General features: G+C 37.4%; 12 protein-coding genes. All 12 read left to right on the top strand.

Annotated features, from left to right (window positions below; genetic code table 11):
• On the top strand, positions 1-304 hold a 304-nt coding region (locus tag ACQ76V_RS11285; RefSeq protein ID WP_441000606.1), incomplete at its 5' end, for a hypothetical protein.
• A 7-nt stretch (positions 305-311) separates the two neighbouring features.
• Positions 312-1436, top strand: a complete 1125-nt coding sequence (locus ACQ76V_RS11280) for a hypothetical protein (protein ID WP_441000605.1) — start codon at positions 312-314, stop codon at positions 1434-1436.
• A 1-nt stretch (position 1437) separates the two neighbouring features.
• Positions 1438-2556: a sugar-transfer associated ATP-grasp domain-containing protein gene (locus ACQ76V_RS11275; RefSeq protein ID WP_441000604.1), complete on the top strand. Its 1119-nt coding sequence runs from the start codon at positions 1438-1440 to the stop codon at positions 2554-2556.
• An 8-nt stretch (positions 2557-2564) separates the two neighbouring features.
• The gene (locus tag ACQ76V_RS11270) at positions 2565-3596 is read left to right on the top strand and encodes an ATP-grasp domain-containing protein (protein WP_441000603.1); all 1032 of its coding nucleotides are present in this window, start codon (positions 2565-2567) and stop codon (positions 3594-3596) included.
• A 918-nt stretch (positions 3597-4514) separates the two neighbouring features.
• The gene (locus tag ACQ76V_RS11265) at positions 4515-7424 is read left to right on the top strand and encodes a hypothetical protein (RefSeq protein WP_441000602.1); all 2910 of its coding nucleotides are present in this window, start codon (positions 4515-4517) and stop codon (positions 7422-7424) included.
• Positions 7425-7606: 182 nt separating this feature from the next.
• Entirely contained in the window at positions 7607-9307 is a 1701-nt protein-coding gene (locus ACQ76V_RS11260; RefSeq protein ID WP_441000601.1) for a hypothetical protein, read from the top strand.
• Positions 9308-9688: 381 nt separating this feature from the next.
• The gene (locus tag ACQ76V_RS11255; RefSeq protein ID WP_441000600.1) at positions 9689-10519 is read left to right on the top strand and encodes a hypothetical protein; all 831 of its coding nucleotides are present in this window, start codon (positions 9689-9691) and stop codon (positions 10517-10519) included.
• Between the two features lie 439 nt (positions 10520-10958).
• The gene (locus ACQ76V_RS11250; RefSeq protein ID WP_441000599.1) at positions 10959-11645 is read left to right on the top strand and encodes a hypothetical protein; all 687 of its coding nucleotides are present in this window, start codon (positions 10959-10961) and stop codon (positions 11643-11645) included.
• A 1-nt stretch (position 11646) separates the two neighbouring features.
• Positions 11647-12729 (top strand): glycosyltransferase, encoded by a 1083-nt coding sequence (locus tag ACQ76V_RS11245; protein WP_441000598.1) that lies wholly within the window; start codon positions 11647-11649, stop codon positions 12727-12729.
• On the top strand, positions 12726-13961 hold the full coding sequence (locus ACQ76V_RS11240) for a glycosyltransferase (RefSeq protein ID WP_441000597.1): 1236 nt from the start codon (positions 12726-12728) through the stop codon (positions 13959-13961). Before ACQ76V_RS11245 ends, ACQ76V_RS11240 begins: the two co-directional genes overlap by 4 nt.
• Positions 13962-14295: 334 nt before the next feature.
• The gene (locus ACQ76V_RS11235) at positions 14296-15168 is read left to right on the top strand and encodes a glycosyltransferase family 4 protein (RefSeq protein WP_441000596.1); all 873 of its coding nucleotides are present in this window, start codon (positions 14296-14298) and stop codon (positions 15166-15168) included.
• On the top strand, positions 15149-16300 hold the full coding sequence (locus tag ACQ76V_RS11230) for a hypothetical protein (protein ID WP_441000595.1): 1152 nt from the start codon (positions 15149-15151) through the stop codon (positions 16298-16300). Before ACQ76V_RS11235 ends, ACQ76V_RS11230 begins: the two co-directional genes overlap by 20 nt.
• Positions 16301-16486: the final 186 nt, after the last annotated feature.

The raw sequence follows: 16486 nt of genomic DNA, 5'->3' as shown, positions 1-16486 counted from the left end.
CTTATTGTTTTGTGGGATTGCCAACTTGTTTAGTTCTCTGCCGTCAGGAGGCCGATATTCATCTATTGCAAATTTAGTAGCTCTGGTTTTAATTATCTTATATATACAAAATAGAGAACAGGGGGTGGCTATGGAGCGATTGGTGTGGGTTACGGCTCCAGCGTTAATGTTATTTATCGTTGTGGCATTTCGCATAGGTCTTTATTCAATGAGTGCTACTGCGGTATTGGGAAACCCTATTGTTGCGATGTTTTTTATGGGAGAACACATCTCCCTGAATGATGCAATAAAAATGATTTTATAGAAAACATATGTTCCCAAAAATTAAAAAAATAGCATCCCGTAACTTGGTCAACATCCCTGGCTGGAGAACTGATCGAAAGATTGTGGTTTTTGAGAGTGATGACTGGGGGAGTATTCGGATGCCTTCGAAAAAGGTCTATCAAAAATGTCTAAAATCGGGATATCGAGTTGATCAAATAGTTTATGAGCGGGTTGACAGTTTGGCAAGTGAGGATGATTTAGAATTACTATTTGGAGTTTTGAATTCAATCAAAGATAAGAATGCGAACCCTGCTGTAATTACTGCTAATGCTTTGGTAGCAAATCCTGACTTTGAAAAAATAAAGTCCTCTCAATACCAAGAGTATTTTTTTGAATTGATTACTAAAACTTTTGAACGTTATCCAAGGCATTCAAATTGTTTAAACTTGTGGAAAGAGGGTAAAGAAAGAGGTTTGTTTTATCCTCAGTCACATGGAAGAGAGCATTTAAATGTTTCTCTTTTTATAAATGCACTTCAACAACACAATGAAGATGTTTTATTCGGTTTTGAACATGGGATGCCGGGATGTATTGCTAAAGGCGAAGGACAGGGAGGAAATAAATATGTAGAAGCTTTACGTTTTGTTAATCAACAAGATAAGGAGGATAAGTTGGAAATTATTCTTGAGGGGTTAGATCTATTTGAAAATATGATGGGCTATCGATCGGAATCATTTATTCCTCCAAATTACCTATGGAGTCCTGACTTTGATGAAAAAATGTCAAAAAATGGGGTACGATATTATCAGGGGCGCAGAAAAATGAAAGAGCCAAAGTTTGATGGTTCTATCCATTTAAGCAGCTATAAATTAGGGGAGCAGAATGAATTTGGGCAACGATATTTGGTTCGGAATGGCATTTTTGAGCCTTCTTTAAATAGAGGTAATATAGATTCAGTAGTTCAATGCTTGAAGGATATCACTGTTGCTTTTAGAATGAAAAAACCAGCAGTTATTTGTTCGCATCGCTTAAATTATGTTGGTTTTATAGATGAAAAAAATCGGGATAACAATTTGAAATTATTAAAAGAATTATTGTCAGAGATTGTGAAAAAATGGCCCGATGTCGAGTTCATGAATTCTGTACAACTTGGTAAAATGATTGGTGTATAAAATGAATGAAATAGCCAGAAATATTCTAATAAGCAAAGACCTAAGTAATAAAAAAAAGCTTAAAAATTTACTCTATTACTATGCAAGGATAAGAGGAGCAAAAAAATCATGGAATAGACGCCATGATAGTGTAATAACGGGAAATGATCATTATAAAAAACCTTGTGATCCTGTAATTGAAAACAAACATAAGCAACTTTGGTCTCTTTTTAGGAATAAACCTGATTTAACAACTTTGAGAATTTCTAATAATATCTCAGGTGGTACCAATCCAAAAATAATTCCAGAAGATATCTATGTTGCAGATGTTGAGCCTAGTTTGATCACTGATAAATCAGTTGATTACATTGGGATAAAGAGCTTTTATAACAGATGGTTTCCGACCGGTATCTTTCCTAAAGATCTGTTACACCGAATCGATGGGCAATATATGAATAAAGATTTGGAGAAGATCAACATAGCTGAACTGGAAAAGAAAGCGAAGCTTATCGATTATCCTGTTATACTAAAACCGAATAAAGATTCATACGGTGGAATGGATATTAATATTATTAACAGCGCGGAAGAATTACTAACACTAGCAACAGAAAGAGAAAATTTTGTTATTCAGGAAAAAATTGAACAGCACGATTTTTTTAACAGATTATATCCTAATAGCCTGAATACCATAAAGGTTTTCCTATACAGATCTGTAAAAGATGATGAGCTTCATATTTTATCGATGGCTCTAAGGATGGGTAAGGATGGATCATTGGATAATGAAGCAGCAGGAGGAATCAATACTCTTATTAGAGATGACGGTTTTCTTAATGGTTATGCTGTTGATAAGCATGGTACAAGGTATAGGGAACATCCAAACACAAAAATAAAGTTTGATTGTGAAATACCAGAAATTGAAGAATTGAAAAAATTATCTATAAAAATTGGAAGTAAGGTTTTTTATAGCAGAATATTTGCTCTTGATGCCTGCTTAGATAAAATAGGTAATTGGAGAATTATCGAATTAAACACATATGGTCAGTCTATAAGATTTTTGCAGTACGGAGGGAAACCATTTTTTGGAAAATTTACTGAAGAAGTTATTGATTACTGCAAATCCAATCATTGGGCTTTAAAATAAAACCGATTATGAAGATTGCTATTCATCATAAAGAGAATGATTTTAGTTCAAAATGGATCGAATATTGTCAGAAAAATAGTATTCCATATGGCATTGTAGATTGTTACAATTCTGATATTATAGATCAAATGAAGGGTTTTGATGCTTTAATGTGGCATTTCAACCAATCAAACCCGAAAGAGGTATTGTTTGCCAAGCAGCTTTTGTATTCGCTGCAAATAGCAGGGAAATTAGTATTTCCTGATTTCCATACAGCCTGGCATTTTGACGATAAAGTAGGACAAAAATATCTTTTGGAGTCAATAAAAGCTCCATTGGTTCCTTCCTATGTTTTTTATGATAAAGAAGTAGCTTTGAAATGGGTAGGGGAAACAGATTTCCCAAAGGTTTTTAAACTACGTCGTGGGGCAGGTTCTGCTCATGTAAAACTCGTAAGAAATAAATCAGAGGCAAAAAAATTAATATATAAAGCATTTGGCCGCGGATTTAGCCAGTACAATAAAATTACAAACTTAAAAGAGCGATGGTATAAATACCGAAAAGGGCATTCTGGTTTTTGGAATGTTATAAAAGGGATAATCCGATTAGGGTATAGTACTGAGTTTGCAAAAATTGTAGGCAATGAAAGGGGATATAGTTATTTTCAGGATTTTATCGAAAATAATGATCATGACATCCGTGTAATTGTTATCAATGAAAAGGCATTTGGAATAAAGCGTTTAGTGAGAGAAGGTGATTTTAGAGCATCAGGCAGTGGAGACATTCTTTATGAAAAAAAATATTTTGATGAGGAGGTTATTCAATTGTCTTTTGAAGTAGCTGAAAGAATCAATAGTCAATGTTTAGCGATTGATTATGTATTTAAAAACGGTGAACCACTGATTGTTGAGATTAGCTATGGTTTTGTCAAAGAAGGGTATTATCCATGTAAAGGATACTGGGATAAAGAATTAACTTGGCATGAAGGGGCTTTCAATGCTCAGGGTTGGATGGTTGAAGCTTTATTAGCTGAACTTGAACTAAAATTGATGTCGGAATAATTGCTAATTGGAACCCTTATTGAAATTTAAAAAATCGTTTAGTTTTGACTCTAGTAGCCAGGTAACAATTTTTAATTATTTGACAGGATTGATCTAGGAAAAGATTAGCGATATAGAGAAATTGCGGACTCTTTACCCAAATAGGTATTTAATTTTGGGCAAATTGATATCCTATCTTTGTACGCAAAAGAGGGGGATGAATTTGAGATTGGGATAATGTAACAAACTTTGATAAACATTTCGCGCCCTTGTAGGGCGTGAGTCAGTTATACCACTGGCGTTCCAACGACACCGATTTTGCCGGAACGGTGTCAATGATTGATACCTCTAACGACGGCCAACAATTTCTTTGTTATTCAGAATAACAATATGTCCAATGAAGTACCAATGAGTTGGCTGACATAGCTGCCCTTTCACGTATAGAAAAAAAAGATTTTATTATTAGCAATAATAACTTTTCTAAAACTGATTTAGAACTGCTGTAGGCTTCCCTAAAAGTTGATAAAATTGAAATATTACAGGAATAGTCTAATAATCCCGACTGGAAAGAGTTCTACACCTGAACTATCTTAGACTTCTATTATTCCATCTTAAAATCTGCCATTTTTGTTGTAGTAATGTATCAATATCCGAACAATATTATTTCAATAGAAGAATATTATTTTCTCTTCATTGGTTTCTTTTTTTGATAGCGATCATTTAATTGATTGCGAGCCATTCTTTTATAAATCCATCTTTTTTATTAAAAAAAAATAATAAAGCTGGAACAAAGGTTGTAGGTTTGGGTATGAACTTGATGTAGTGGTTACCCCTAAAGTATTGTAATCATTACGTTTAAAATATCATAAACGGAACGTCTATTACCAGAAAAGAACCCCACTTTTCTGGGAGTTTAAACCCCAAACCACTCATAGTATAATGAGATCGAAAATTCTATACCTCATAACAGGCATATTCTTGCTTGTAATTTTCACCCAATGTCAAGATTCATTAACGAGTACGAATGATCCCTCAGACAATGAAGAGGAATTGCCAGTACCACAGTTAATTTCTCCCACAAATAATTCAACCAATCAGTCTTTACAAGTAGATCTGAATTGGAAACGGATAAAAGGAGCAAAAGATTATAAGATTCAATTATCCAAATCTGATGATTTTGAATCCACATTATTAGACAGCATGATTGAGGGCAGCTCTTTTACTAAGCCACCCTTAGATGCAGAAACCACTTATTTTTGGCGTGTAAAACCTTTTAAGAAAAACCATGAAGGCCCTTGGTCAGAAACCTGGCAATTTTCAACTTCGTCAAGTGATATAGAACCCGTCACTGTCGAATTGCAATCACCTGATGATGACACAGTCTTAAATACAGAAATTCCTAAATTTGAATGGAGTGCAGTATCTGAATCTGCAGACTATCACTTCCAATTGGCTCAAGATGAAAATTTTAATGATTTGGTAAAGGATTCTGTAGTAGCAGCCTCTGATGTGGCAGTTGTATTATCAGGTGCTGATGGTATTTATCATTGGCGTGTTGCTCCAATTGTAGATTCTGCACCCACTGAATGGTCTGAAGTATTTGATTTTACCAAGGAAGTACCATCAAGTGATTCTACTGATTTAACAGCACCCGTCCAGACTTCCCCTAATGATGGAGCAACCGAGGTTGCATTGCAACCTACTTTTGAATGGGAAAAGGTTGATGGAGCAGAATATTATATTTTACATGCTAACAGTATTGATCCTTCTGAAATGGTCATAGAGACAGAAGTTGAAGGAACTACATTTTCTCCTGAAGCTGATTTAGCTACACAAACAAGCCATGACTGGAGAGTACGAGCAGTTGCTGGTGATACACAGGGAGATTGGTCAGAAATCCACCGATTTACTACTGGATCAGGTGGAAGCGATGGTTCCGGAAGTTCATCGGTTTCTTTGAATTCTCCATCAGATGGTTCCAGCTATCAACCTGTTAACCTAACATTAGATTGGGAAACGGTATCCGGTGCCAGTGATTACCAAATACAACTTGCAGCAAACAGTTCATTCTCTTCTCCAGTAATTGATGAAACTGTTACCGAGTCAACATATGACGCTTCGGGTCTTGATTACAGCCAGACCTATTACTGGAGAGTTCAGGTAAATGGAGATGGCGATTCTGGTAACTGGTCTACTGTATATAGTTTTACTACAGAGTCAGAATCTACTGCACCTGTAGAAGGCAGTCAATCAGGAGATGAAGCGGCCCTAGAAGCATTGTATCAATCGGCAGGGGGCAGTGGTTGGTCAAACCGAGCAGGGTGGTCGTCCTCCGGGATGTCGCTGGGCGATAATATTTATGGAGTTACCGTTGAAAGTATAGACGGGGAACTTCGAGTAACGCAGCTTGACCTGCATAACAATGGGTTATCCGGCAGTATTGACGTACCTGAACTGGGCAATCTCACACAGATGCGATTGTTTTCGGTTGCCTTTAACAGTTTAAATAGCCAATTACCGGCTGAGTTGGGCAACGCTACCAACTTGAAGTATTTATATTTGTCGTATTCTGACGATGTGGTTCCTAAAAATGAACATCCTCATGAATATGTCCAAGCCCCAGGCGGTTATACCTATGATTTTCATCCAGGTAAAGACAAAGGAAGCGAACGAAACATATTTACTGGCGCAGTACCATCCAATTGGGGGAATCTTAGCAATCTCAAATGGTTGGTGCTCAATTGGACCGACTCGGCTAAGGGAGCCTTTGATGGGATAAGCTCTGTACCCGTAGAACTTTTTGACATACAAAGCTTTGAAGGGCTTAACATTCATAATAATAACAATGTGGCCGATTTACCGTTTCCCAAAGGAATTACAGATATGAATAACCTGAAGCATCTTGCTTTGGGAGTAGGAAAGTCAAGTCATAATAATCACGGATGGGTAACCGGATCGCTGCCAGCAGGATTTGGGAATTTATCAAATCTTAAAATGGTACGGTTAAATGAGAATGGGAACCTTACGATTGACTTTGACCAAGTCGATTTTTCGGGGATGACCAGTTTGGTAAAATTCACGGCTCCATTCACGAATACGCGCGGGTCGTTCCCCCAAGAGTTTATGGATGGCACCTTACCTGATTTTAAAACATTTAATATTGGGTTTTCCTTAGATAATACCGGAGTGACCGGATCCTTCCCCACGCAGGTAAAAAGCGGGATGCAGGTCGTCAACGTAAGTTACTGGAACAGTATGGAGGGGGCTATTCCGGCCCAGCTATGGCAAAATAGCACCGGTATTATTCAGGCTGAATTTGGAGGTAATAACTTTACCAGCATGGGTACCACGGACTTGACCGGCCAGAGAAAGCTACGAAACCTTTTGGTCCAAGATAATAATATCGGCCCGGAAAACTGGCCGAACCTAGCATGGGGCACGGATCGGGTAAAAGATTTGAGCCGGGTAAACTTCTCGGGCAATCGGTATGTATTCAAGAACATGCTGTGGAAGCCATCCAATGGCGGAGGCAAGACCATCTTCCAGCTGTATCAAGGTCTGGGATTAACAATATTTAAATATGGATCCCAGCAACCCTTCGGACAGTCACGGACGATCAATTTGTCGACAGGATCCACAATTACTATCGATGATTTTGCGGACGTGGTCGGTCATTCCGACAACCGTTACCAGTGGCAGAAGGATGGGGTTGATATTTCGGGAGCGACCAGCCGAAGCCTGACAATTACGGATGCCCAGAGCTCTGATGCGGGTACGTACCGGTTGGTGGTGACTAATCCAGGAGTATCCGGACTAACTCTTAAAAGTCAACCAATTGAATTAAAATAATATTTAATTAAAACTATTAGGCCGATTATGGGCATCTCCATAATCGGCCTTTTTTATTAGAGTGTAGCTACACTGCTTATTTTAAACTTTTCTATACCTACTATTTATTACAATAAATTTTGATAATGATTACTAATTTTTTTCGCATATTTAGTTGAAACATCATTATTGAGGATAGCGGTATGAAATTGAAAGTTTTCGGATTTTTTTTTCTGCTTTTTTGGGGGGGTAATACTGATTTTAACAATAACAAACTTTTCAATTTACACAATAGTCAATCAGGAGATGAAGCGGCCCTAGAAGCATTGTATCAATCGGCAGGGGGCAGTGGTTGGTCAAACCGAGCAGGGTGGTCGTCCTCCGGGATGTCGCTGGGCGATAATATTTATGGAGTTACCGTTGAAAGTATAGACGGGGAACTTCGAGTAACGCAGCTTGACCTGCATAACAATGGGTTATCCGGCAGTATTGACGTACCTGAACTGGGCAATCTCACACAGATGCGATTGTTTTCGGTTGCCTTTAACAGTTTAAATAGCCAATTACCGGCTGAGTTGGGCAACGCTACCAACTTGAAGTATTTATATTTGTCGTATTCTGACGATGTGGTTCCTAAAAATGAACATCCTCATGAATATGTCCAAGCCCCAGGCGGTTATACCTATGATTTTCATCCAGGTAAAGACAAAGGAAGCGAACGAAACATATTTACTGGCGCAGTACCATCCAATTGGGGGAATCTTAGCAATCTCAAATGGTTGGTGCTCAATTGGACCGACTCGGCTAAGGGAGCCTTTGATGGGATAAGCTCTGTACCCGTAGAACTTTTTGACATACAAAGCTTTGAAGGGCTTAACATTCATAATAATAACAATGTGGCCGATTTACCGTTTCCCAAAGGAATTACAGATATGAATAACCTGAAGCATCTTGCTTTGGGAGTAGGAAAGTCAAGTCATAATAATCACGGATGGGTAACCGGATCGCTGCCAGCAGGATTTGGGAATTTATCAAATCTTAAAATGGTACGGTTAAATGAGAATGGGAACCTTACGATTGACTTTGACCAAGTCGATTTTTCGGGGATGACCAGTTTGGTAAAATTCACGGCTCCATTCACGAATACGCGCGGGTCGTTCCCCCAAGAGTTTATGGATGGCACCTTACCTGATTTTAAAACATTTAATATTGGGTTTTCCTTAGATAATACCGGAGTGACCGGATCCTTCCCCACGCAGGTAAAAAGCGGGATGCAGGTCGTCAACGTAAGTTACTGGAACAGTATGGAGGGGGCTATTCCGGCCCAGCTATGGCAAAATAGCACCGGTATTATTCAGGCTGAATTTGGAGGTAATAACTTTACCAGCATGGGTACCACGGACTTGACCGGCCAGAGAAAGCTACGAAACCTTTTGGTCCAAGATAATAATATCGGCCCGGAAAACTGGCCGAACCTAGCATGGGGCACGGATCGGGTAAAAGATTTGAGCCGGGTAAACTTCTCGGGCAATCGGTATGTATTCAAGAACATGCTGTGGAAGCCATCCAATGGCGGAGGCAAGACCATCTTCCAGCTGTATCAAGGTCTGGGATTAACAATATTTAAATATGGATCCCAGCAACCCTTCGGACAGTCACGGACGATCAATTTGTCGACAGGATCCACAATTACTATCGATGATTTTGCGGACGTGGTCGGTCATTCCGACAACCGTTACCAGTGGCAGAAGGATGGGGTTGATATTTCGGGAGCGACCAGCCGAAGCCTGACAATTACGGATGCCCAGAGCTCTGATGCGGGTACGTACCGGTTGGTGGTGACTAATCCGGAAGTTCCTGACACTATATTACAAAGTATGGAGATTAGGTTGCACAATTCATAACAATTTGGAGGAATCTATCTTGATAAAATTATATTAAAATGGCGGGTATATTTTACTCGAAGTCATTGGTAAATACTATTCATTGGAAGTTGCGTTTACATAACTTTACTAAAGCATATCCCCGACTTAAATAGAGAAAACAAGGTTAAATAGTTTGTCGAATCCTCTCTCTTAGACAATTCAATAACATTTTATTGTTTTGGTATAATTATTGTAGTGATATAGACTGCATTTATAATAGATGGATAAATTTAGGGGCAAGTCAAAAATGGCATATAAAAAACATGTATAAGACGGAAATTCAAGAGAGTACTAAGGTTGAAAGGCAAGCAATATTAAGTAATGAAGATGCTAAATTAAAGGTCATTTATATAGCAGGCAATGGCCATTCTGGTTCTACGTTGTGATATGATCCTTGGTTCGAATGAAGGGTGTTTTAGTGCTGGTGAGCTGACCTTTATCACACGAGACTCCATTCTGGAAGAATATTGTTCTTGCAAAAAATTAATAGCCGAGTGTGAACTTTGGTCTGAGGTGATTAGCATCTGGAAAGCAAACATGAATGTGAGTTATGAGCAATATAAACAACTTCGTTTGCGATTTGAGAGAAATAAAACAACATTACGAACTTTGATTAATCATGTTTGGCCAACTACTGCTTTTAAGCAGTATTGCCAAGCAACTTTAGCACTCTTTGAAGCAATTCAAAAAGTTACGGGGTGTTCTGTAATTATAGATTCCTCAAAGTCTCCTCAGCGTATAGCTGTATTAGCAAAAATTGTTGATTTAGAGGTTGTTCATCTATGTCGTGATTTTACGGGAGTGTTAAATTCATCATCAAGGTCAATTTCAAAAGATATAGAAGCGGGAATAGAAACAGATCTTCCAGCAGGTAGGGTATGGAAAGTAACCTTAAATTGGCTTGTTACTAACATTGCTGCAGAAATTTTCTGTTTAGGGCAAAAATCAATAAAGATCTTTTATGAAAAGTATGTGAATAAACCAGAATCATTAAAAGAAATACATCCATCTTTTAGAAAAATTACTGGAGAGCAGTCTTTTTCTGCCTCCCATATGTTAGCTGGTAATGTTATTAGACTCAAGAAAAATTTAAAAATAAATCCTTCAATAGGCTTCCAATATAAAAGATTAAATGTTGGAAGATTCCGCTTTGGGAGAATGGTTGATAATTTATTTAGATTTTGGAGTTAAAAAAATAGATTTAAAGAGTTTCTTACATATCTTGACAATAAATCGGTCATAATTTATTATGATAGCCATTTTTTAAATAGATCCTCTGAAATTCTAATAGCTGATATTAGAATTTTTTATTTAAAAGATTACCAATGAAAGTGATTTTTTCTTTTGTATGTATTTCGTACATGCTGAGATTTTCTGAGTAACTTTTACTCAGCTCTCCGATGAATATCTTGGCTTATTCGATAAACTTTTTTCGAGATATTTTAATTGCTTACCTATTGCATGAAATAAATCAGTACGGGCCTGTTTTAGCTCATCTGTAAACTTATGAGGGATAGAATCATAAAGTTGGCACAACTATTGTAACGATATATTATAACTAGTGATGTAAACCTTGTATAAGCCATTAATTAGGACTTTTACATCATGTAAACAAAAGAGGGACATAAAAATGAATGAGACGACCAAGTTATTTACGACTTGCTTTTTGGCAATATCATTAATGTTTGTTGCTTGTGATAACCGTTTGACGAGTAGCAATGATGATGAAAAACCTGATCTGGGTGAATCTCTTACTCCTATTGAAGAGATGAGTTTAATCGAGGGGGCCAATAGTGCTACGCTAATAATTAATATTGATAGAGATGAAGATGCCTATTTTGATATTGATTTCTCTGAGATTGAATCAAATAACATCATTGGCAATGGAGCTCGAGATGGTTGGTGTATTGACGTGTGGAAGTCAATTAATAGTAACAGCGGCGTCTATGAAAATATTAAACTGTATTCAACCCATTTGGTAGAGCAGTGGAAACCAGTAAACTATTTGTTAAATATTCAAGGAGAGTTGCGTCGCATTGATGCAGAGATATCCTGGCTGGAAATACAGCTGGCAATATGGTCATTACGCGCTTATCCCAAGTTTGATTTGGAATCAGTAACTCTTGAAGAACTACCCGGTCAATTTAGAAAAGATGGTGAGGCATTATTCAGTTATGACAAGGTTTATGAAATATTAGATTTTGTGAATGCCAATTTTCAAAGTTTTGATTTCGAACAAGCCGGGGTAAAGTTTGCAGTAGTAGCTGAGATGCCAGTCGATGTGCAAACTATTATTACTGTAGTAGAAAACAAATAGGATGAAAAAACTATGTCTCATAATTCCATCCTTACAAGCGGGGGGGATGGAAAGGGTTATGTCGGAATTGATCCAATATTTTGACACTGAGAAAGATGTAAAAATTGATTTGGTTTTATACGGCAAGAATCGCGAAATATTTTTCTCAGTACCTTCAAATATTACTATTCATAAACCTTCCTTTGATTTTGTTGACTTTTCCAGGTTTTACAGTGCTCTAAAGACAATGCTTTTTTTAAGGAGAACGGTAAAGAAAATTAATCCTGATGTAATACTTAGTTTTGGGGAATATTGGAATAACTTGGTTCTTCTTTCATTATGGGGGTTAAACTTTCCGGTATTTATCTCTGATCGATGCCAACCCAATAAACATCTTGGGAGTTTCCATGAATTTTTAAGAAGGCGCTTATATCCCGAGGCTGCTGGAATTATTGCACAAACTACAAAGGCAAAAGATGTTTATGTCAAACAAGAGCTCAACGATAATATAAAGGTCATAGGAAATCCTATCTATGAGATTTCTACCAATGGAGAACTAAAAAAAGAAAATATCATTCTGACGGTAGGTAGACTTATAACGACCAAACATCATGACCGGTTGATAAAGATATTTAAGAAGTTATCACCAAACGGATGGAAGCTAGTGATAGTAGGGGGGGATGCGTTAAAGCAAAGTGGTATGGAACGGCTAAAGAAGATGGTCAGAGAGTTACAAATGGTAGATTCAATAGAACTTACAGGGACGGTATCAGACATTGAATCTTATTATAAGAAGAGCAAGATTTTTGCATTTACGTCGAGCTCTGAAGGATTTCCCAATGTGATTGGTGAAGCAATGTCAGCGGGCTTACCAATTATTTCTTACGATTGTGTTGCAGGACCATCTGATCTTATTGAAGAAGGGAGTAATGGATTTCTTGTTCCAACTTTTAATGACAATGAGTTTTTAGAAAAATTGAAATTTTTGATTGTAAACCAAGAAGAGAGGGAAAGGATGGGACAGAATTCAAAAAGACTAGTACAGCGGTTTTCGAAAAATAATATTGGGGAGCAGTATTTTAACTTTTTGCAGAGTGGGTTATGAAAGTTCTTCAATTAAATACCACCGTTAATACCGGGAGCACAGGAAGAATAGCCGAGGGCATTGGTCAGGTACTTCAGCGTTTTGGGCACGATAGTTATATAGCATATAGTAGGTTAGGGACGGTGGAAAGTGAGTCTAATTTGTTAAAGATTGGAAATAAGTTAGATGTCTACCTACATGGATTAAAATCAAGAGTGTTAGACCGACATGGGTTTGGTTCCAAGAATCCAACCAAAGCGTTAGTCAATCAAATAGAAAAGATCAATCCCGATGTGATTGCCTTGCATAATCTCCACGGATATTACCTCAATATAGAGGTCCTTTTTAATTATTTGAAGCATGTTCAAAAGCCTGTTATTTGGACATTCCATGATTGTTGGCCTTTTACAGGGCACTGTAGCTTTTTTGATTATGTCTCTTGTGATAGGTGGAAAACTGAATGTTATGATTGTCCGTTGTCTGATAAATATCCAACAAGTTGGTTTATGGACAATTCAACAAAAAATTTTCATGACAAACGAGAACTATTCAGTGGTTTGCAAAACCTGACCATTGTTACCCCCAGTCAGTGGCTGAAAAATCTGATTGGGCACTCTTTCTTGTCAGATTATCCTGTAGAGGTTATTCATAATGGAATTGATACGAAACAGTTTGAACCCACTGATAATAATGAGATTGAATTACAATATGGTTTAAAGGGTAAAAAAATAATTTTAGGTATTGCTAGTATTTGGGATAGAAGGAAGGGGATAAATTTCTTTTTTGAGTTAGCAAATAGATTGGATAAAACTTATAGAATCATATTAATTGGATTGTCTGATAAGAAGATTAAGGAGTTGCCTGATAATATTATTGGCATTAACCGTACTGAAAATATTAAAGAGCTGGTGTCTTTTTATACCCGCGCCGATGTGTTTGTGAACCCCACTTTGGTAGACAATTTTCCAACCACAAATCTTGAAGCTCTTGCTTGTGGTACTCCTGTAGTAACTTTTAATACAGGCGGAAGTCCAGAGGCTATTGATGATGAAACGGGTATCGTCGTTCCTAAAGGTGATATTGATGCATTATATCAAGCCGTTTTAAATATTACGAGGAATCAGAAACGTTGGTATACTGAAAAGTGTAGAAAGCGAGCCCTACGGTATTATGATAAAGAAGAACGGTTTAAAGATTACCTAAATCTTTATGAAAGTGCCTTGCAAACTCCATGCTTAGAGAATAATGATTAAAGAGATAGAATCTCAAAAAATTGTAGTTGTAAATCAGGCCGTAAATTATTTGACAATAGGGCTTTGTAATTCCTTTGCTAATAAATTTAGTCAGGTTGATCTTATTACTGGTAGCATACACGAACAGGGCGAATCCCTTGACCAATCTGTAGGTGTGAGCTCCATCAACCATTGGGTGGAACGGCCAGCCTGGAAAAAATTGGTCTCCTACCTATGGGCTTGTGTACAAATTTATGGATTATTGTTGACCCGGTATCGCAGGCATGATGTTTTTTTTGTGTCATTGCCTCCAATGGCTTACCTGCTGTCAATTTTTTTACCTAATCGGTGCAGTATGCTCATTTGGGATGTTTATCCGGATGTGTTTAAGATTACGGGAATGAAAGAATCACAGCCAATCTATAGAGTATGGGCTAAATTAAATCAAATCGCTTTTAAAAATGCGTATCGACTCTATACTATTGGAGAGAAAATGGCTGAATCACTTTCAAAATATGTCGATCGTGATAAAATATATATCGTTCCGATATGGTCTATCTTTCAATCGAACGAAAAGGTGGCAAAGATTGAGAATCCCTTCATAATTGAGCACCAGCTACAAGGGAAGTTTATTGTTCAGTATTCTGGAAATATTGGACTTACGCATAATGTAGAGGTTATGGTCGAATTGGCAGAAATGATGATAGAATATAAGGATATCCTGTTTCAAATAATTGGACGTGGCCCGCGTATGCCATATTTGAAATCGCTCGTAGAAAAGAAAGGGTTATCAAACTGTCAGTTTTTGCCTTTTCAATCTGATGAAATGTTTCCTTATTCGCTTTCAGCAGCAGATATCGGAGTGGTAATATTGGATGAGGTTATATCGAAAGGCAGTGTTCCAAGCAAGTCCTATAATTTGATGAGCTTCGGAATCCCATCCCTTTATATAGCTTCTGATGATTCTGAGCTCCATAATTATGCCCAGAAATATGGACATGCTAGATGTTTGAGTCATATTAACCTAGATGAAGCTGTAGAATTTATTCTGGTAGTAAAGAATGACAAGAAATTAAAGGAGCAATATATACTAAATGCAGTAAAAGCATCAAAAAATTACCGCCGATCTAATGCAGATAAATTAGTAGAACTGTATACAAATGGAGATAATAAAGATGTTTCAAGCTATAAATCAATGGTAGTAAAGGATGTTTCTGAAAGAACTTAAAAACTCAGCTATACTTAACGCCAAAAACCTAATTGGTTGGCGGACCAACAGGAAAATAATAGTTTTCTCGGTGGATGATTATGGCAATGTGCGTATTCATTCGAAACATGCCAGAGAAAAGTTAAATCGGGCAGGACTGCTGGCACACAATCGATTTGACCAATTCGATACGTTGGAAACAAGGCAGGATCTTGAGACTCTTTTTGAGGTATTGACTTCGATCAGAGATAAGCATGGCCGTCATGCCGTTTTTACTCCTTACGCTGTGCCGTGCAATATCAATTTTGAGAATCTTGCAGAGACAGGCTATCAAGAATACCGGTATGAAACGCTTCCAGAAACATACGAAAAACTATCAGTGTTAGCCCCTTCTGCCTATAATGGAACGTGGAAATTATGGAAAGAAGGCATTGGAAAGGGGATAATGTTGCCTCAGTTTCATGGCAGAGAGCATCTGAATTTGAAAGTATTTAATGAAAAGCTTCGTTCTAGAGATCAGGATATCATGACCTGCCTGCAAAACAGATCGTTTGCTAGTATAGGGAGCAATGTTTATGAGACTATTTCGCCCATGGCAGCTTTTGATTTTTGGTCATTTAAAGAGAATGAAAAATTTCATCAAATTATTGAAGATGGTCTTGACAATTTTGAGAATACCTTTGGTTATCGTGCAAAAAATTTCACACCCCCTGTATATAATGCACATCCAATTTTATATGAAACTTTAAGTAAGGGTGGTATAGATTTTGTTGACGTAGCACTTATATCCAATGAACACCAAGGAAGGGGTAAATATAAAAGAAGATTTAACTACACTGGAAAGAAAAATAAGCTGGGACTAACCTATTTGGTTCGGAATGTGGTTTTTGAGCCAACCGAAGATCGAGGGGTAGATTGGGTAAATTATACGATGAAACAAATTGAAGCCGCCTTTCGATGGAATCGTCCGGCCATTATTAGCTCACACAGAGTAAATTTTTGTGGTCATATCGATGAAAAAAACAGACAAAAGGGAATTACTGCTTTAACGTTGCTACTAAAGAATATTGTGGACCGTTGGCCCGATGTTGAATTTATGGCGGCTAGTGAACTGGGGAATCTTATATCGGGTCGTAAAAATAGGAATAGTTAGGCTTTAACATTGAGTATTTTTTACGTGATGGGTGAACAAAGTTAACGCATCACAAAAAAATCATCCAATCTGCTAAGATTATTTTGTTCAAAGTAGCCTATTTGGGCTTAAAATGAATCTACCGATCAAAAGTATTAAAAGTGGCATAACAGTTGTACATATAAATGTGGGGGACCATAAGAAAAA

Origin of the sequence: Fodinibius sp. SL11, assembly GCF_052060035.1 — a bacterium.
Classification (GTDB): Bacteria; Bacteroidota; Rhodothermia; order Balneolales; family Balneolaceae; genus Fodinibius.
The sequence above is the reverse complement of the archived record's forward strand: the minus strand, read 5'-3'. Positions and strand labels throughout refer to the sequence as shown.

Coding starts and splice junctions, on each gene's coding strand:
- ACQ76V_RS11280 (WP_441000605.1), top strand. CDS start 312: ATGTTCCCAAAAATTAAAAAAATAGCATCCCGTAACTTGGTCAACATC.
- ACQ76V_RS11275 (WP_441000604.1), top strand. CDS start 1,438: ATGAATGAAATAGCCAGAAATATTCTAATAAGCAAAGACCTAAGTAAT.
- ACQ76V_RS11270 (WP_441000603.1), top strand. CDS start 2,565: ATGAAGATTGCTATTCATCATAAAGAGAATGATTTTAGTTCAAAATGG.
- ACQ76V_RS11265 (WP_441000602.1), top strand. CDS start 4,515: ATGAGATCGAAAATTCTATACCTCATAACAGGCATATTCTTGCTTGTA.
- ACQ76V_RS11260 (WP_441000601.1), top strand. CDS start 7,607: ATGAAATTGAAAGTTTTCGGATTTTTTTTTCTGCTTTTTTGGGGGGGT.
- ACQ76V_RS11255 (WP_441000600.1), top strand. CDS start 9,689: ATGGCCATTCTGGTTCTACGTTGTGATATGATCCTTGGTTCGAATGAA.
- ACQ76V_RS11250 (WP_441000599.1), top strand. CDS start 10,959: ATGAATGAGACGACCAAGTTATTTACGACTTGCTTTTTGGCAATATCA.
- ACQ76V_RS11245 (WP_441000598.1), top strand. CDS start 11,647: ATGAAAAAACTATGTCTCATAATTCCATCCTTACAAGCGGGGGGGATG.
- ACQ76V_RS11240 (WP_441000597.1), top strand. CDS start 12,726: ATGAAAGTTCTTCAATTAAATACCACCGTTAATACCGGGAGCACAGGA.
- ACQ76V_RS11235 (WP_441000596.1), top strand. CDS start 14,296: ATGCTCATTTGGGATGTTTATCCGGATGTGTTTAAGATTACGGGAATG.
- ACQ76V_RS11230 (WP_441000595.1), top strand. CDS start 15,149: ATGTTTCTGAAAGAACTTAAAAACTCAGCTATACTTAACGCCAAAAAC.